Raw genomic sequence first — 16784 nt, forward strand, 5'->3', positions numbered from 1 at the left:
TCATTAACCGCGATTCTTCGGCGGGTATCACACTCTGAAACCTACTATGGAGCGACCAATGAAAAATACTATTCGCACCAGCCTCACCGCAGGCCTGCTGGTCTTGTCAATGTCGTCAGTTTTTGCCGCTGCACCAGAACGCACTGAATGTATCGCCCCCGCGAAACCGGGTGGCGGTTTTGATCTGACCTGCAAATTGTTGCAGGTGTCCCTGCAAGAAACCGGGCAAATCACCACACCAATGCGCGTGACCTATATGCCTGGTGGCGTGGGTGCCGTCGCCTACAACGCCATCATTGCCCAGCGTCCGGCAGAAGCGGGCACCCTTGTCGCCTACTCAGGGGGGTCTCTGCTTAACCTGTCACAAGGCAAGTTTGGTCGTTATTCCGTGGACGACGTGAAATGGCTGGCGGCGATTGGCACCGATTACGGCATGGTCGCGGTGCGCGACGATGCGCCGTGGAAAACCCTCGGTGAATTGATGGAAGCAATGAAACAGGACCCCACCAAAGTGGTGGTAGGCGCTGGCGCCTCGATTGGTAGCCAGGACTGGATGAAAACCGCGCTGCTGGCGCGTGAAGCCGGTATCGATCCCCGCAAAATGCGTTATGTCGCCTTTGAAGGCGGTGGTGAACCCGTTACGGCGTTGCTTGGCAACCATATCCAGGTGGTCTCCGGCGATATGAGCGAAATGGTACCCCATTTGCAGGGTGGCAAAATGCGTGTTCTGGCCGTGATGGCTGACAAACGTTTGCCGGGCGAACTGGCGCAAATCCCCACCGCCAAAGAACAGGGCTTCAACGTTGAATGGCCGATTATCCGTGGTTACTACCTGGGGCCAAAAGTGAGCGATGCCGATTATCAATGGTGGGAGGATGCGTTCAAAAAGCTGGTGACCACTAAAGAGTTCCAGCAGCAGCGTGATATGCGCGGCCTGTTTGAGTTCAACATGTTTGGCAGCGAGTTAGACGCGTATGTAAAAAAACAGGTCGCCACCTATCGTGAACAGGCTAAATCGTTCGGTCTGGCGAAATAAGGGGGCAATATGAGCGATCGTATTTTTGCCTCCGTCTGGCTGTTGCTGTGTATCGCCGGGTTGTTTATCGCCTGGCAGATTCAAAGCGAATACAGCTACGAACCGGTCGGGCCCCGCCCCTTCCCGATACTGCTGCTCGGCCTGATGGCCTTGTGTTCGGTGTTGATGCTGTTGCGCCAACCGGATGCCATACATTGGCCCGCGCCAGCCACACTGAGAAAACTTATTGTCCTGTGTCTGATGTTGATGCTGTATGGCTGGCTGTTTGAACGTATGGGGTTTGCCCTCTGCACCACCCTGTTGACCTTCGGCATCGGTCTGCTGTTTGGTGCACGCTGGTGGGCAGCGGTGATTTCTGGTGGCGTGATGGGCATCGCGCTGTTTTACGCCTTCGATCATCTGCTGGATGTCACGCTGCCGGTCGGCAGTTGGTTCAGTTAACGGGAGATTATGATGGATACCTGGTCTTTTCTGATGCAGGGTTTCGCCGTCGCCATGACGCCGGAAAACCTGATGATCGCCCTGATCGGCTGCTTTATCGGCACCATTGTCGGACTGCTGCCGGGACTTGGGCCAATTAACGGCGTGGCAATTCTGATGCCATTGGCATTTGCTCTGCACTTACCGGCGGAATCGGCGCTGATCCTGCTGGCGACGGTGTATATCGGCTGTGAATACGGCGGTCGCATCTCGTCGATTCTGCTGAATGTGCCGGGCGATGCCGGAGCGATTATGACTGCGCTGGATGGCTATCCGATGGCGCAACAGGGCAAAGCCGGGGTGGCGCTGTCGATTTCGGCCGTCAGTTCGTTTATTGGCTCCACCATCGCCATCATCGGCATCATCCTGTTCGCCCCTTTGCTGGCAAACTGGTCGCTGGCCTTTGGTCCGGCGGAGTATTTCGCCTTGATGGTGTTCGCTATCGCCTGCCTCGGCAGCATGATGAGCCACAACCCACTGAAGTCGTTCCTCGCCGCGTTGATGGGATTGGGAATGGCAACGGTGGGCGTTGATGCCAACACCGGGGTCTATCGCTTCACCTTCGACAGCGTGCATCTCTCCGACGGTATTCAGTTCGTGGTGGTGGTGATTGGCCTGTTCTCGGTGAGCGAAATTCTGCTGATGCTGGAATCCACCAGCAGCGGTCAGAAGATGGTGCGCGCCAGCGGCCGGATGCTGTTCAACATGAAAGAGGCGGCGATGTCGACCGGAGCGACCCTGCGTGCCTCTTTTATCGGCTTCTTTGTCGGCGTGTTACCCGGTGCCGGAGCAACCATTGCCAGCGCCATCGCCTACATGACCGAGAAAAAGATCAGCGGCAGCGATCAGTTTGGTAAAGGGGACATTCGCGGCGTGGCCGCCCCGGAAGCGGCCAATAACGCCTCGGCCTGCGGTTCGTTTATCCCGATGCTGACGCTGGGCATTCCCGGTTCCGGCACCACGGCGGTGATGGTCGGCGCGCTGACGTTGTACAACATCACCCCCGGTCCGGCGATGTTCACCGAGCAGCCGGATATTGTCTGGGGATTGATCGCCGCGCTGCTGATTGGCAACGTGATGTTGCTGATTATGAACATCCCGATGATTAACCTGTTCGCGCGCATGCTGACCATTCCACTGTGGTTTCTGGTGCCGGCGATTGCGGCAATTTCCGCGGTGGGCGTCTATGCGGTGCACAGTACCACCTTTGACTTGCTGTTGATGGTGGGGCTGGGGATTTTTGGTTACATCCTGCGCAAGATGGATTTCCCGATGTCACCATTGATCCTTGGCTTTGTGCTGGGGGAGATGCTGGAGCAAAACCTGCGCCGCGCGTTGTCGATCAGCAACGGCAACCTGCCGATTCTGTGGGAAAGCCTGATCTGCAAAGTGCTGCTGGTGCTGGCCGTGGCGGTGCTGATCGTTCCCCCCATCTGGAAACGCTGGCGACGTAAACGTGTGAAACTGGTCGAGGTAAAATAATTCCCTGCCCTCTGCTGCCCCCGTGGATTTCCCGGGGGCATTTGCTATCATATGGCCTCGTTTTTCCGGCGCACCCGGATCTGACTCGGTTTTCAAGGATTCCGCCATGCAACCTATTAGCGGTCCCGGTGTGCCCGCGGGCGATCGTTCCCCTCTCACCAACGCAACTGGCCGTCCCGGTGGCCCCGCTGGCGAGCAGCCATTAAGCCCTGCCCAGCGCACCACACTGGAACGTCTGATTGTGCGTATCATGTCGCTCAGCACCCTGAAAGCCCCGGAACTGTGGGCTGGCGTCCGTCATGAAGTTGGCGTAAAGAATGATGCGGAACTGCAATCGCGCCATTTTCCCGCTGCTGAGCAGCATCTCAACAGTCGCCTGACCCAGGTGCAGGACAGCCACGCCACGCGCCAGCTGTTGCAGCAATTGTTGGAAAAACTGCCGCAGGGTAATAACCGCCAGGCGGTGAGCGACTTTATCCGTCAGCAGTTTAATCAGACGGTATTGAGTGCGCTGTCGCCGGATCAATTGCGTCAGGTGCTGACCATGTTGCAAAACGGTCAGATGGCCATCCCGCAGCCGCAACAAACGCGCAGCAGCGATCGCACCCTGCTGCCGGCTGAGCATCAGGCGCTGAATCAGCAAGTGACGCGTCTTGCCGCCAGTACCGGCGAGTCGCCGGTTAAAGTGCTGGAAGACGTGCTGAAGCTGGTGAATCTGAAGAGTGGCGACCCGATCCCGTCACGTCACTTCCCACTGCTGACGCAATATTTACAGGTGCGGCAAACGTTGAGCCAACAGAGCGCGCCAACGCTGCACATGCTGGAAAACTCGCTCAAACAGCCGTTAACCCCCAGCGAACAACGCCTGCTGGAGGATTACAGCCAACAACGTTTCCAGGCCACACCGCAGATGGTACTGACCCCGGCGCAAACCCAGGACTTACTGAATCTGCTGTTCAGCCGTCGCGCCGAGAAAAACCTGGAACAGCCGCTGGCTGGCAGCGAACTGCGCCCTCAACCGATCTGGGCACCGTGGGTTAGCCAACTGCCTGCGCCGCTGGCGCAGCGCCCGGCGTTGACCCTGAGCCTGGCGCTGGTGGTGTTTATTTTCCTGCTATGGGTTTTTCTGTGATTTAACAGCCGCACGATGCAGCCGGTGCCGCCGCAGGCCATTCGCCCGGCGCACTGCCCCATGCCATCGGGTGACCATCACGCTTCCAGAAATCCAGCCCGCCAATCAGTTCCTTCACCTGAAAGCCTAATGCTGCCAGCTTCAGCGCCGCCCTGGTCGAGCCATTGCAGCCAATGCCGTCGCAATAGGTGATGTAGACTTTTTGCCGATCCAGATGCGCGGTGGTGGCGGCGTTGATCGTGCGGTGCGGGAACGAGATCGCGCCACAAAGATGCCCGGCCTGATACACCGCATCCGATCGGGCATCAAACACCACGATCGCCTCACAACCGTTCGCCATATCTTCGGCTAAGTCCCAGGCGTCGGTGTAATACGCCAGCTTATGTTGCAGATACGCCAGGCTGGCAGAGGGGCTGGCCGGGGGGAAGGCTAAGACAGATGACATCGTATTCTCCTGCTTTGAATTTCCTTCAGTGTAAGGCAAAGTGGTCTGCATATTGATACCACTTTTCATCAGATGATAAGACCACAATGACCTCTTCACCTTTGCTGACCCTGTTCAGCCATCAAAGCCAGGGCGGTCTGCGCGACCGGTTATGTGGCACGCTGCGTCAGGCAATTGCCAGCGGTCATCTGCGCTACGGCCAGAAAGTCCCTTCCAGCCGCCAGCTCGCCACTGACCTCGGCCTCTCCAGGGTGACGGTCGAAGCCGCCTATGCCCAACTGGAGAGTGAAGGTTATCTGCAACGCCATAGCGGGCGCGGTACGTTTGTCGCGATTGCCATGCCACAGCGCGCACCGACCGTCCAGCCGCGCAACGGCCTGCGTTTCTCGGCGCGCGGCAACCAGGTGCTGGCGACCGGGGGTTGTCAGGACCCACCCTTTCCCCATGCTTTTGCCGCCGGTTCACCGGAATTGCGCGCCTTTCCGCATACGCAGTGGCGGCGTATCAGCGCCAGCGTGCAACGTTCACTCGCCAGCAAAGCTATGGGCTATGGCGATCCCTGCGGTTATGCGCCGCTGCGGCAGGCACTGGCCGATTATCTGGCGCTGTCACGCGGAGTACGCTGTAGCGCCGAACAGGTGTTGATTCTGACCAGCTCACAACAGGCGCTGCAACTGCTGGCATTGATGTTTCTGGATAGCGGCGACGATGTCTGGCTGGAGGAGCCGGGCTATCCCGGTGCACGGAATGCGTTTCTCGCAGCCGGAGCCCGCTGCCGGGCGATGCCGTTGGATGAAGCCGGTGCCGTGCCACTCGAGGGCAGCGCAAAGCTGGTCTATCTCACCCCGTCACACCATTATCCGACCGGGACACCGATGAGTCTGGCGCGTCGCCTTGCATGGCTGGCCTGGGCGCGTCAGCAGGATAGCTGGTTGATTGAGGATGATTACGACAGCGAATTTCACTACGACGAACGCCCTCAGCCCGCGTTACAGGGGCTGGAAGCGGATAGCCGGGTAATCAGCCTTGGCACCTTTTCCAAAACCTTGTTTCCTTCGCTGCGTCTGGCGTGGATGGTGGTGCCTCCTGCATTGGTAGATGCGCTTGGCCGCGCGCGTAGCGTATTGGATGGACACAGCGCGTTGCTGCCGCAGGCGATCACCGCCGAATTTATCCAGCAGGGACATTTCGCCAGCCATTTGCGCCTGATGCGCCAGTTGTACCACAGCCGTCGTGATGTGCTGTTGCAACAACTCACCACACGCTGCGCCCCCTGGCTGACACCGTTGCCAGCAGCGGGCGGTTTACAACTGACGGTGCGGTTATTGCAGGGGGATGAAGCAGCATTAACCGCTCAGGGACAAGCGCAGGGATTGTTGCTGCCGCGCCTGTCCCCGCTGTATGCCGGACAGACGCGGCAGCCGGGTTGGATATTGGGTTTTGCCGCGCTGACGCCCGGCGAGATCGTCAGCGCCTGTGACAAGCTGGTTACGCTGCTGTCGCGCTGCGGGCAAAACGCCAGGTGACCACGATACCCAGCACCGCACAACAGGCACCCGCCGCATAGACCGAGCCATAGCCCAGCGCCGTTGCCAGCAAACCGGTCAACGGACCGCTGGCCCCGTAAGCGATATCCTGGAACGCAGAGAAACCACCCAGCGCGGTGCCGCGAATCTGCGGTGAGACGCGTTTTATCACCTCAACACCCAGTGCCGGGAAGATCAGCGAACAACCGCTGCCAGTCAACGCAGCGCCCAGCAGGGCTACCCAGCCCTGTCCGGCCAGTGCCAACAGCGTCAGACCCGCGGCTTCAACCAACAGCGAGACCATCGCCACCCGCACTCCGCCGTGGCGGTCCGGCAGGCCGCCAAAGAACACCCGCACCAGCACAAAAGCACAACCAAAGGCGGTGAGTGCCAGACCGGCATTGCCCCACTGCTGGGCGGCAAAGTACAACGAGGTAAAGGTGCCGATCACTGCAAAGCCGGTGCCCTGCAACGCCAGCGCCAGCCCAGGCTGAAAGATGGTTTTCACCACACTAAACAGCGAAGGTCGTTCCCCGCCCATTACCGGTACTGGGGCGATCCAGCTATTTAATGCCAGCGCCAGTAACGGCAACAACAGCGCCACACCCCCCAGGGCAGCAAATCCGGCGTATTGATGAACCAGCAACCCAAGCGGCGCACCGGCGGCCAGCGACCCATAAATCGCCATACCATTCCACGACATCACCAGTCCGGATCGCCGACTGCCAACCAATCCCATGCCCCAGGTGAGATTACCCGTCAGCAGCAGGCTTTCACCAAAACCGAGCAGCAGACGGCCAATCGCCAACAGGCCAAACTTTGCCCACGGCGAGACCGGCAACAGCGCTGCCGCCAGATAGGCCACGCCGACCAGCGCAATGGCGATCATGCCATGTTGGGTTGTGAGCTTGGCACCGTGCTGATCGGCCCGCCGTCCGGCAAAACTGCGTGTCAGCAAGGTGGCAAAGAACTGAATCCCCACCGCCACGCCAACCATGACGTTGTTCATGCCCAGCTCCTGGTGGACATACAGCGGGATGACCGGCAGCGCGAGCCCCGCCGTCAGATAAGTGAGAAACACCGCAAAGGAGGTGCAGGCTAAAGGAAACACAGATTGCGTCTGCGCATCGGCAGCAGTAGACATAATGGACGTAACTCCTTGTTCTGAGACGTGCCATGCAGGCGAAAACCAGACACACGCACGTCTTCTGTGATTAACAGAAACGGGTGCGTTGGTTAACGTGAACGCTTACGTATTACGCGATGAGGGGATAGATTGTGGCAAGCGAAACGGAGAATGTCAAAACAGCGAGGGCCGGATTAACCGGCCCTCGTGGCATTCAGATACTGAATCTTATGCGTGATATTTACGCATCGTCAGGGTGGCGTTGGTGCCACCAAAACCGAAGCTGTTGGACATCACGGTGGTCAACGCTTTTTCCGTCGGCTGAGTAACGATGTTCATGCCTTTCGCCGCGTCATCCAGCTCTTCCACGTTGATGCTTGGTGCGATGAAGCTGTGCTCCAGCATCAGCAGGGTGTAGATCGCTTCCTGCACGCCCGCCGCACCCAGTGAGTGACCGGTCATGGCTTTGGTAGCGGAGATGTACGGTGTGTTATCACCGAACACTTCGCGAATCGCACCCAGCTCTTTCACATCACCTACCGGGGTAGAAGTACCGTGGCTGTTGAGGTAGTCGATCGGGGTATCAAGACCCTGCATCGCCATCTTCATGCAACGCACTGCGCCTTCGCCTGACGGGGCGACCATATCCGCGCCATCAGAGGTTGCGCCGTAGCCAACGATTTCGGCATAGATATGCGCGCCACGCGCCAGTGCGTGCTCCAGCTCTTCAACCACCACCATACCGCCGCCGCCAGCGATAACGAAACCATCACGGTTCGCATCATAAGTACGGGAGGCTTTTTCCGGGGTTTCGTTGTATTTGGTGGAGAGTGCGCCCATCGCATCGAACTCACAGGCCATTTCCCAGCTCAGCTCTTCGCCGCCGCCAGCAAATACCACATCCTGTTTACCCAGTTGAATCTGCTCAACCGCGTTACCGATGCAGTGTGCCGAGGTAGCACAGGCGGAGCTGATTGAGTAGTTAACACCGTGGATTTTGAACGGTGTTGCCAGACAAGCGGAAACGCCAGAGGCCATCGCTTTGGTCACCACGTACGGGCCAACGGCTTTCAGACCACGCGGGCTACGCATCGCGTCAGCACCGAACACCTGGAAACGCGGAGAACCGCCGCCAGAACCGGCGATCAGACCCACGCGCGGGTTGCTCTGATACTGCTCTTCAGTCAGGCCAGAATCTTTGATCGCTTCGGCCATAGAAAGGTAAGCGTAAATAGAGGCATCACTCATAAAACGCACGATTTTGCGATCGATAAGCCCGTTCGTATCCAGTTTTACATTACCCCATACGTGGCTGCGCATACCGGCTTCTTTCATCTCTTCGGAGAAAGTAATGCCAGAACGGCCTTCACGCAGAGATGCCAGCACCTCTTGCTGGTTATTACCAATGCTGGAAACGATACCCAGGCCAGTAATCACTGCACGTTTCATTCAAATAGTCCTCATTCCACTTCTTTTGGATTGACGTGCACTCTAGCTTACAGTTGTAAGCTGAACAAGTCCGATCAGCCATTTCCTTTTGTAAATTTGCGTCATGTGACGGCACTCGCTAAAATCACGCCACTGCCTGAAAAATGAGCCTTTCCCTTGAAGTTATCCCCGGTTGAACACGCACAACTGAACTGGAACGAACAGGGTACACCTGTTTCGCAAGCCTTCGACGACGTTTATTTCTCCAACGACAATGGTCTGGAGGAGACTCGCTATGTGTTTCTCGATGGCAATGGCCTGCCGCAACGCTTCCACGATCACGATCGCGACTTGTTTATCGTGGCGGAAAGCGGCTTTGGCACCGGGCTTAACTTCCTGACCTTATGGCAGGCCTTCGATCATTTTCGCCGCCAGCATCCCACTGCCCGCCTGAAACGCCTGCACTTTATCAGCTGTGAGAAATTCCCGTTGACGCAGCAGGATCTGGTCGCAGCGCATGCGCACTGGCCAGAACTTCACCCCTGGGCCGAACAGTTGCAGCAGCAATGGCCCGCGCCATTGCCGGGTTGCCAGCGTCTGCTGTTTGGCGGCGGTGAGGTCACCCTGGACCTGTGGTTAGGCGATATTAACGCGCTAATTGATACCTTTGATGACAGTCTGCATCGTCAGGTAGATGCGTGGTTCCTCGATGGCTTCGCCCCGGCGAAAAATCCGGAGATGTGGACAGCAGGATTATTTGCCGCGATGGCACGCATGGCACGTCCTGGCGGTACGCTGGCGACCTTCACCTCGGCCGGTTTTGTGCGTCGCGGTTTGCAGGAGGCGGGTTTTCACGTCAGCAAACGCAAAGGTTTTGGTCATAAACGCGAGATGCTGACCGGCCAACTCCCTGATGCCCCCGCCCTGCCTCAGCGCCAGCCCTGGTATGCACGCCCGCAGGCGGCGGGCCAGGAGGTGGCGTTGATTGGCGGTGGCGTCGCCAGCGCGGTACTGGCGCTGGCGCTGTTGCGCCGTGGCTGGCACGTCACCCTTTATTGTGCCGATGCCGCGGCCGCGCTGGGTGCATCCGGTAATCGTCAGGGAGCGCTGTATCCGCTGCTCAATCAGCATGATCCGGCGCTGGCTAACTTTTTCCCCGCCGCATTCAGCTTTGCCCGCCGTATCTATGATGCACTGCCGGTGGCGTTCGAACATGACTGGAGCGGCGTGCTGCAACTCGGTTGGGACGAGAAAAGTGCTGACAAAATCGCTCAGATGCTGAGTATGGGGCTACCGCACGACATCGCTTACGGTGTTAATAAGGAAGCAGCAGAAGCGCTGGCAGGCGTTGAGCTGGGCATGGGCGGTATTTACTACCCGCACGGTGGCTGGCTGTCACCGTCAGAATTGACCAGCAACCTGCTTGAATACGCGCAAATGCTGGGATTACGCGTGCACTGGCTGCATCGTGTGACCCGGCTGACATCGCAGGATGACGGCTGGACACTGAGTTTTGCTGAACAGCACGATGTCCGGCATCAACAGGTGGTGCTGGCAAATGGTCACGCGTTGCTGGATATTGAGCAGAGCCAGGATCTACCGGTGTATGCGGTGGCGGGCCAGGTCAGCCATGTGCCGACCCACCCGGCGTTGGGCGCATTACGCAGCGTGTTGTGCTATGACGGTTATCTCACGCCGGTCAGTCCAAATTATGCGACCCACTGTATCGGGGCCAGCTACCATCGTGGCGATACCGCGACGGATTACCGTGCCGATGATCAATTGGAAAATCGTCAGCGACTGATCAATTGCCTGCCTGGCGTCGACTGGCCTGAAAAAGTCGACGTCAGCGGCAGCGAGGCGCGTATCGGCGTTCGATGCGCCACGCGTGACCATCTACCGATGGTCGGTAGCGCGCCGGACTATGACGCCACCCTGACGCAGTACGCCACGCTGGCAGAACAGCGGGCACGCGGGGAAACTATCGCCACCGCGCCGTTGTACCCGGGATTATTTGTGCTGGGGGCGTTGGGGTCGCGCGGTTTGTGCAGCGCACCGTTGGCCGCAGAAGTGCTGGCGGCACAGATGAGTGGCGAGCCGCAGCCGCTGGATGTCACTACCCTGGCGGCATTGAATCCGAATCGCTACTGGGTGAGGAAACTGCTGAAAGGGAAGAAGGCAGGACGCCCGTAACAGCGCGATTTATCGCGCCGTTACGGAAGCGGCTTAGACGGTCTGACGGGCCTGGTTAAACAAGTTTTCCCACATACCCACTACCAGCGCCTGGTCGCGTGGTGACAGCTCACCGGCGGCGATGGCTTTATGCAGGCTGTTAGTGACCTGAATCTGTAGCGCTTCCGGCGTGTGCTCGCCACTTTGTTCAATTTCGGCCACCGCCAACGTCAGGTGTCCACGCAGATAACCGCCAGCAAACAATTCGTCGTCACTGGCGTGATCCACCATATCGTCAATCAGCGCCAGAATGCGTGACTCAAATTCTACGATCATCTCAATTTTTCCTTCATTAATGGTCACAGATCTTCCGGCCAGGGAAACTGTGCCGCAGTCAGCGCAGGGGTATCGTAATAATCTCGTAATGCCTGAATAAACCGTGCCGGGCGCGCCGGAATGCCTTGCTCAAGGTAGGTCATCACCTGGGCATGCACCTTCCGCTGAAACGCAATGCGATCTGGCTCACAATCTCCTTCGAGATTGTCACAACTTACGTTGAAGGGAAAGCCTGCCGCCATACAAAACATCCACTCCAGCGCCTGCGGCTTAATCTCCACCGATTCAAACTGGTTTTGCGTCTGCGCATCACGCCCGTCCGGGCAATACCAGTAACCGAAATCAACCAGTTTACGCCGCGCCTCACCGGCGATACACCAGTGGGAAATTTCATGCATGCCGCTGGCGTAAAAACCGTGCGCAAAGACGATGAGATGCCACGGTGAGGTTTCATCTGCCGGAAGATAAATGGGTTCGTCGTCGCCTTTAACCAGACGCGTCTGAAACTCGTCCTGAAAGCAGCTATCGAACACGCTAATCAGCTGCTCGTAATGGTGTGTTGTACTCATGATGTCATTGTTCTGTTGAAAACCGGCGTCATTGTCGCATCGGCTGCCGGTATTGACGAGTGTTTGATCACAGGGTGGCCATCCATGCCAGCAATGCGCTGCCGTGACTATCCCATAACAGTTTGGCGCTCATCACCGCAGAGACCGTCACCACCATCGGGCGGATCAGTTTCTGACCACGGCTCAGCACCAGACGCGCGCCGAGTCTGGCACCGCAAAACGCACCCAGCAGCATAATCAGGCCGGTGCCCCACACCACCTTGCCACCAAACATAAAGAACAGCAGGCTGCCGAAGTTGGAGGTGAAATTGAGGATTTTGGCGTGCGCTGTCGCTTTAGCCAGATTAAAACCACACAGGGTGACGAAAGCCAGCGCGTAAAAGGAACCGGCACCGGGACCGAAGAAGCCATCGTAAAAACCGACACAGCCCCCGCCCACCAGCGCATAAGCCAAACCGTGCAGACGCTGCGCACGATCCTGCTCACCAATACGCGGCATCAGCAGGAACCATAGGCCAATGCTGATCAGCAGTAGCGGCAGTACCTGGCGCAGAATATCGGCCTTGATATGCTGGATCAGCACCGCACCGCAAATCGCGCCGATAAAGGTCATGGCGATATTCAACCGCTGTGCACGAAGGTTAATCACCCCACGCCGCACAAAGTACAGGCTGGCGGAGAAAGAGCCGCCGACCGATTGCAGTTTATTGGTGGCTAACGCCTGGGCCGGGGAAAGTCCGGCCGCCAGCAGTGACGGCAGGGTCAACAGGCCACCCCCACCGGCAATGGAATCAATAAAAGCCGCCAGCACCGAGACACCAAATAACACCACCAGCACCAGAGGGCTGGCTACAAACCATTCCATAATGTTCTTACATCCCTGTTATAACAGATGGTTATCCAACAATGCCTGACACGAAGCGGGCAGCGGTGGTGGTTCTTTTTTGACCGGGGCCGTGCTGCCTGGCTGTTTCGGCAGGAACCAGCTTTCCAGTTCCGCACCACAACCGTCTCCCGGAGGCGGCGCAGGTTGATCCTGACACTCCAGACTCCCCGGCGGGCAGCGCAGTCGGACATGCATATGTGCGCGATGCGCAAACCACGGACGCACTTTATTCAGCCAGCCGCGATCGTTTCCTGCATCGGCGCAAAGCTGCTTTTTGATCGCCGGATTGACGAAAATACGTGTCACTTCATCATCTTTCGCCGCCAGTTTGATCAGGCTATCGATCTGCGGCTGCCAATGACGCGCCACCACCTGCTTGCCATCCGGGGCGACCAGGTCGAGAGGTTGTGGTTTTAACAGTTGCTGCGCCGTCCAGCGATTGCGTGGCAGTTGCAGCCAGATATCGACATCCAGCCCGGTTTGGTGGCTGGCGTGACCGCTGCTAAAACGTCCACCTGCCGCCATACCCATATCCCCAATCAACACCTGCCCCAGTTGCAGTTGATGCACCCGGTTGCTGAGACGCTGAATAAAGGCGATCAAATCAGGATGACCAAAATAGCGGTGCTGGTCCTGACGCATCACCTGGTAATCGGGCGAGTTCAGCGGCAGTTGTTGAGCACCCACGATGCAGCCATTGGCAAAACTGCCAATTGACTGTGGCGCACCGCTAATCGGTTGATAAATTTGCTGCCACGGTGTGGCAGCATTGACGGCGGCGGTACACAGCAGCGCGGCAAGGGTTAGCAGCAGACGACGCATCGATTTACCAGCGTGGAACAGTGGAGTTAACGTCAGCACACTGCGCACGCTGGCGCAGCAGATGATCCATCAGCACGATCGCCATCATCGCTTCGGCGATCGGCACCGCGCGGATACCGACGCAGGGATCGTGACGACCTTTGGTGATCATCTCAACTTCTTCGCCGTCACGGGTGATGGTTTTACCCGGTACGGTGATGCTCGAAGTCGGTTTCATCGCCAGGTTCGCACTGATGGTCTGGCCGCTGCTGATACCGCCGAGAATACCGCCCGCATGGTTGCTCTGGAAACCGTTAGCACGGATTTCATCGCGATGCTGGCTGCCACGCTGGTTCACCACCGCAAAACCGTCGCCAATCTCAACGCCTTTCACGGCGTTGATACTCATCAGCGCATGGGCCAGGTCAGCATCGAGACGGTCAAACACTGGCTCACCGAGGCCCGGTGGGACATTCTCTGCCATCACCGTCACTTTGGCACCAATGGAGTCACCCTCTTTTTTCAGCGCACGCATCAGTTCATCCAGCGCTTCCAGCTTGTCAGCATCCGGGCAGAAAAACGGGTTTTCTTCGACAATGCTCCAGTCCTTCAACTCACAAGCCACATCGCCAATCTGCGCCAGATAACCACGCACCTGAATGCCGTGTTTCATCTGTAGATATTTTTTGGCGATGGCACCCGCCGCCACGCGCATCGCCGTTTCGCGTGCCGAGGAACGGCCGCCACCACGGTAATCACGCAGGCCGTATTTTTGCTCGTAGGTGTAATCTGCATGGCCGGGACGGAACAGATCTTTGATGGCGCTGTAATCCTGGGAACGCTGGTCGGTGTTCTCAATCAGCAGACCAATTGAAGTGCCGGTGGTCACACCTTCAAACACGCCTGACAAAATTTTCACCTGATCCGGCTCGCGGCGTTGGGTGGTATAACGCGAGGTGCCAGGACGACGACGATCGAGATCGTGTTGAATATCGGCTTCGGTCAGAGGGATGCCCGGCGGTACGCCATCGACAATACAGCCCAACGCAATACCGTGCGACTCGCCAAACGTGGTTACTCGAAAAAATTGTCCGATGCTGTTTCCGGCCATGCTGAATCCTTGTTGCGTTGTTCGCTTTTAGTCTTTAAAGAATGAGAAATGATGCTGTGCGTCAACGATTTGCTGACGAGTCAGCATAAATACGCCGTCGCCACCGTTGTCGAACTCCAGCCAGGTGAAAGGCACATCGGGATACTGTTCGATCATATGCACCATGCTGTTGCCCACTTCGCAAATCAGCACGCCCTGCTCGCTCAGGTAATTTGGTGCACAGGCGAGGATACGACGCACCAGCTTCAGGCCATCGCTACCTGCGGCCAGACCCAGCTCCGGCTCATGACGATATTCACCCGGCAAGTCATCCATATCTTCGGCATCGACGTAAGGCGGGTTGGTGACGATCAGATCGTATTTCACCTCTGGCAGGCCACGGAACAGGTCGGCACGAATCGGCGTTACGTGGTTCAGCAAACCATGTTCTTCGATGTTCTGCTCTGCGACCGCCAGTGCATCGGTGGAGATATCAACGGCATCCACCTCGGCTTCCGGGAAAGCATAAGCGCAGGCAATGGCGATACAACCGCTACCGGTACACATATCAAGGATATGGTTTGGGTTTTCGGCGATCAGTCCGGCAAAACGGTTGTCAATCAATTCACCAATCGGCGAACGTGGCACCAGCACGCGCTCGTCAACGTAAAATTCATGGCCGCAGAACCAGGCTTTGTTGGTGAGGTAGGCCACCGGAATGCGCTCGTTAACGCGGCGAATTACGCGCTCAACGATACGATGACGCTCGCTGGCAGTCAGGCGCGCATGGCGCATATCTTCCGGGATATCCAGCGGCAGCCAGAGGGTGGGCAGGACCAGTTGTACCGCTTCGTCCCAGGGGTTGTCTGTGCCGTGACCGTACCAGATACCGGCCGCAGAAAAACGGCTGACGGCCCAGCGCAGCATATCCTGAATGGTGTGCAGTTCGTTGACTGCCTCATCGACGAAAATTTTGTCCACGTAGCCCTCCAGCAGGCCATAAAATCAATCGGCCGATAGTTTGCCACGAAGCCGGGCAGAATTCAGCGCGGCGAGGCGAAAAAGCTGACATTTGTTAACACTTAAAGGTAAGGTAGGACCTCAGAACCCCCCGCCATTCCTGAAGATACCAATTGAGACATGAGTAAAAAGACGCCGCTAAGCCAGGACGATCAGGCGCTGTTCCGCCAGTTAATGACCGGAACACGCAAGCTGAAACAGGACACCATCGTGCATAAACCGGTGGTGAAAACGCGTGAAGTTCCGCTGAAAAGGCTGCTTTCCGAACAGGCCGATAATAGCCATTATTTCTCCGACGAGTTTCAGCCGCTGCTGTCCAGCGACGGGCCGGTGCGTTATGTGCGCGCCGATGTCAGCCATTATGAGTTGAAAAAACTGCGGCGTGGCGACTACACCCCGGAGATCTTTCTCGACCTGCACGGCTTAACCCAGATGCAAGCCAAGCAGGAGCTGGGTGCGCTGATCGCCGCCTGTCGGCGCGAGCACCTGTTTTGCGCCAGCGTGATGACCGGGCACGGCAAACACATCCTCAAGCAGCAAACGCCGCTGTGGCTGGCACAACATCCGTGGGTGATGGCGTTTCATCAGGCACCAAAATTGTTCGGTGGCGATGCAGCCCTGCTGGTATTGATTGAAGTGGAAGAGTGGCAACCGCCAGAATTGCCTTGAGGGATGGGGCCGCCGCAGCGGCCCATAGCGGGATTACATCGCTTTGGCCAGTTTCGAGGGACTGACCTGCCACTCCAGCTTGCCTTCGCAGGTTGCCGGGTCAAAATTGACGCAGGCAATGGCGGAGGTTGCGAACATCGGTGGCGTTTCCTGCGGGCACAACTCGGAAACCAGATAACCCACCAGCGGCAGATGCGAAATCACCAGTACCGATTTCACCCCTTCGTTCGCCAGCGCCTGTAAATAGCAGGCCACCAGCCCCGGATCGCCACCCGGCGTCAACTCTGGCAACACGTCCTGCCCTTCCGGCAGCGTCAGGGCTTCGCGTACCGTTGCCAGGGTTTGCCCGGCACGCAGATAGGGGCTGACCAGCACCCGTTCGATATCCAGCGCCTGGCCGTTGAGCCAGCTCGCCATCTGGCGTGATTCGTCACATCCGCAAAGCGTGAGTGGTCTGACTGAATCACTTGCTGCTTCCAGAGCCGCATCGCCATGACGCATGATAAAAACTTGCATAAAGCACCGCTGTTGTTTGTCGATATCATCCGGTACCACAGCACCAGACGCTTCATTCTGCGAATGAACG

Annotated in this window: 17 protein-coding genes; 7 read left to right on the forward strand and 10 right to left on the reverse strand. The window is 57.7% G+C overall.

Annotation, left to right across the window (positions count from 1 at the left end; translation table 11 throughout):
- Positions 1–58: 58 nt before the first annotated feature.
- The 4 genes from AC6I8R_RS14555 (at position 59) to flk (ending at position 4130) form a co-directional block, all read left to right on the forward strand.
- Positions 59–1036 carry a Bug family tripartite tricarboxylate transporter substrate binding protein gene (locus tag AC6I8R_RS14555; RefSeq protein WP_415174138.1) on the forward strand — a complete coding sequence of 326 codons (978 nt, stop codon included), beginning with the start codon at positions 59–61 and terminating at the stop codon, positions 1034–1036.
- Between the two features lie 9 nt (positions 1037–1045).
- Complete coding sequence (locus AC6I8R_RS14560) at positions 1046–1477, forward strand: tripartite tricarboxylate transporter TctB family protein (protein ID WP_497832515.1); 432 nt, start codon at positions 1046–1048, stop codon at positions 1475–1477.
- 12 nt (positions 1478–1489) lie between these two features.
- Positions 1490–2998, forward strand: coding sequence for a tripartite tricarboxylate transporter permease (locus tag AC6I8R_RS14565; RefSeq protein ID WP_208725563.1), 1509 nt, complete (start codon positions 1490–1492; stop codon positions 2996–2998).
- Between the two features lie 106 nt (positions 2999–3104).
- Positions 3105–4130 carry a flagella biosynthesis regulator Flk gene (gene flk, locus AC6I8R_RS14570; RefSeq protein WP_497832516.1) on the forward strand — a complete coding sequence of 342 codons (1026 nt, stop codon included), beginning with the start codon at positions 3105–3107 and terminating at the stop codon, positions 4128–4130.
- A 1-nt stretch (position 4131) separates the two neighbouring features.
- On the opposite strand, the gene AC6I8R_RS14575 is transcribed toward flk, so the two are convergent.
- On the reverse strand, positions 4132–4575 hold the full coding sequence (locus tag AC6I8R_RS14575; RefSeq protein WP_036626826.1) for a rhodanese-like domain-containing protein: 444 nt from the start codon (positions 4573–4575) through the stop codon (positions 4132–4134).
- Between the two features lie 86 nt (positions 4576–4661).
- On the opposite strand from AC6I8R_RS14575, the gene pdxR reads away from it, so the two are divergent.
- Positions 4662–6101 carry a MocR-like pyridoxine biosynthesis transcription factor PdxR gene (gene pdxR / locus AC6I8R_RS14580; RefSeq protein ID WP_497832517.1) on the forward strand — a complete coding sequence of 480 codons (1440 nt, stop codon included), beginning with the start codon at positions 4662–4664 and terminating at the stop codon, positions 6099–6101.
- Here the strand turns inward: pdxR and AC6I8R_RS14585 are convergent.
- A complete protein-coding gene (locus tag AC6I8R_RS14585) occupies positions 6064–7245 on the reverse strand; it encodes an MFS transporter (protein WP_415174134.1) in 1182 nt (393 codons plus the stop codon). The two genes, pdxR and AC6I8R_RS14585, sit on opposite strands and share 38 nt — an antisense overlap.
- Before the next feature lie 210 nt (positions 7246–7455).
- Positions 7456–8676, reverse strand: coding sequence for a beta-ketoacyl-ACP synthase I (fabB, locus tag AC6I8R_RS14590; protein WP_021185117.1), 1221 nt, complete (start codon positions 8674–8676; stop codon positions 7456–7458).
- 156 nt (positions 8677–8832) lie between these two features.
- Here fabB and mnmC point away from each other — a divergent pair, with 156 nt between their 5' ends.
- Positions 8833–10848: a bifunctional tRNA (5-methylaminomethyl-2-thiouridine)(34)-methyltransferase MnmC2/FAD-dependent 5-carboxymethylaminomethyl-2-thiouridine(34) oxidoreductase MnmC1 gene (mnmC, locus tag AC6I8R_RS14595; protein WP_497832518.1), complete on the forward strand. Its 2016-nt coding sequence runs from the start codon at positions 8833–8835 to the stop codon at positions 10846–10848.
- Positions 10849–10881: 33 nt separating this feature from the next.
- Here the strand turns inward: mnmC and AC6I8R_RS14600 are convergent, their stop codons facing one another.
- The 6 genes from AC6I8R_RS14600 to prmB all read right to left on the reverse strand — a co-directional run bounded on the left by AC6I8R_RS14600 (position 10882) and on the right by prmB (position 15490).
- Positions 10882–11163 carry a YfcL family protein gene (locus AC6I8R_RS14600; RefSeq protein ID WP_415174132.1) on the reverse strand — a complete coding sequence of 94 codons (282 nt, stop codon included), beginning with the start codon at positions 11161–11163 and terminating at the stop codon, positions 10882–10884.
- Between the two features lie 23 nt (positions 11164–11186).
- Complete coding sequence (locus tag AC6I8R_RS14605; protein ID WP_497832519.1) at positions 11187–11732, reverse strand: elongation factor P hydroxylase; 546 nt, start codon at positions 11730–11732, stop codon at positions 11187–11189.
- A 67-nt stretch (positions 11733–11799) separates the two neighbouring features.
- A complete protein-coding gene (locus AC6I8R_RS14610) occupies positions 11800–12597 on the reverse strand; it encodes a sulfite exporter TauE/SafE family protein (protein WP_021185121.1) in 798 nt (265 codons plus the stop codon).
- A gap of 18 nt (positions 12598–12615) precedes the next feature.
- Positions 12616–13440 (reverse strand): penicillin-insensitive murein endopeptidase, encoded by an 825-nt coding sequence (gene mepA, locus AC6I8R_RS14615; protein WP_497832520.1) that lies wholly within the window; start codon positions 13438–13440, stop codon positions 12616–12618.
- Positions 13441–13444: 4 nt separating this feature from the next.
- On the reverse strand, positions 13445–14530 hold the full coding sequence (gene aroC, locus AC6I8R_RS14620; RefSeq protein WP_021185123.1) for a chorismate synthase: 1086 nt from the start codon (positions 14528–14530) through the stop codon (positions 13445–13447).
- A gap of 27 nt (positions 14531–14557) precedes the next feature.
- Positions 14558–15490, reverse strand: a complete 933-nt coding sequence (gene prmB, locus AC6I8R_RS14625; RefSeq protein WP_208723893.1) for a 50S ribosomal protein L3 N(5)-glutamine methyltransferase — start codon at positions 15488–15490, stop codon at positions 14558–14560.
- Between the two features lie 159 nt (positions 15491–15649).
- On the opposite strand from prmB, the gene smrB reads away from it, so the two are divergent.
- Positions 15650–16198, forward strand: a complete 549-nt coding sequence (gene smrB / locus AC6I8R_RS14630) for an endonuclease SmrB (RefSeq protein WP_021185125.1) — start codon at positions 15650–15652, stop codon at positions 16196–16198.
- A 33-nt stretch (positions 16199–16231) separates the two neighbouring features.
- Here the strand turns inward: smrB and sixA are convergent, their stop codons facing one another.
- Positions 16232–16714, reverse strand: a complete 483-nt coding sequence (gene sixA, locus AC6I8R_RS14635) for a phosphohistidine phosphatase SixA (protein ID WP_036626869.1) — start codon at positions 16712–16714, stop codon at positions 16232–16234.
- Positions 16715–16784: the final 70 nt, after the last annotated feature.

Source organism: Pantoea sp. X-Soil-OKNW-713 (genome assembly GCF_059730685.1).

Excerpts from the sequence above, each read along its gene's own strand:
- AC6I8R_RS14555 (WP_415174138.1), top strand. The coding sequence starts at position 59 with ATGAAAAATACTATTCGCACCAGCCTCACCGCAGGCCTGCTGGTCTTG.
- AC6I8R_RS14560 (WP_497832515.1), top strand. The coding sequence starts at position 1,046 with ATGAGCGATCGTATTTTTGCCTCCGTCTGGCTGTTGCTGTGTATCGCC.
- AC6I8R_RS14565 (WP_208725563.1), top strand. The coding sequence starts at position 1,490 with ATGGATACCTGGTCTTTTCTGATGCAGGGTTTCGCCGTCGCCATGACG.
- flk (WP_497832516.1), top strand. The coding sequence starts at position 3,105 with ATGCAACCTATTAGCGGTCCCGGTGTGCCCGCGGGCGATCGTTCCCCT.
- AC6I8R_RS14575 (WP_036626826.1), bottom strand. The coding sequence starts at position 4,575 with ATGTCATCTGTCTTAGCCTTCCCCCCGGCCAGCCCCTCTGCCAGCCTG.
- pdxR (WP_497832517.1), top strand. The coding sequence starts at position 4,662 with ATGACCTCTTCACCTTTGCTGACCCTGTTCAGCCATCAAAGCCAGGGC.
- AC6I8R_RS14585 (WP_415174134.1), bottom strand. The coding sequence starts at position 7,245 with ATGTCTACTGCTGCCGATGCGCAGACGCAATCTGTGTTTCCTTTAGCC.
- fabB (WP_021185117.1), bottom strand. The coding sequence starts at position 8,676 with ATGAAACGTGCAGTGATTACTGGCCTGGGTATCGTTTCCAGCATTGGT.
- AC6I8R_RS14600 (WP_415174132.1), bottom strand. The coding sequence starts at position 11,163 with ATGATCGTAGAATTTGAGTCACGCATTCTGGCGCTGATTGACGATATG.
- AC6I8R_RS14605 (WP_497832519.1), bottom strand. The coding sequence starts at position 11,732 with ATGAGTACAACACACCATTACGAGCAGCTGATTAGCGTGTTCGATAGC.
- AC6I8R_RS14610 (WP_021185121.1), bottom strand. The coding sequence starts at position 12,597 with ATGGAATGGTTTGTAGCCAGCCCTCTGGTGCTGGTGGTGTTATTTGGT.
- mepA (WP_497832520.1), bottom strand. The coding sequence starts at position 13,440 with ATGCGTCGTCTGCTGCTAACCCTTGCCGCGCTGCTGTGTACCGCCGCC.
- aroC (WP_021185123.1), bottom strand. The coding sequence starts at position 14,530 with ATGGCCGGAAACAGCATCGGACAATTTTTTCGAGTAACCACGTTTGGC.
- smrB (WP_021185125.1), top strand. The coding sequence starts at position 15,650 with ATGAGTAAAAAGACGCCGCTAAGCCAGGACGATCAGGCGCTGTTCCGC.
- sixA (WP_036626869.1), bottom strand. The coding sequence starts at position 16,714 with ATGCAAGTTTTTATCATGCGTCATGGCGATGCGGCTCTGGAAGCAGCA.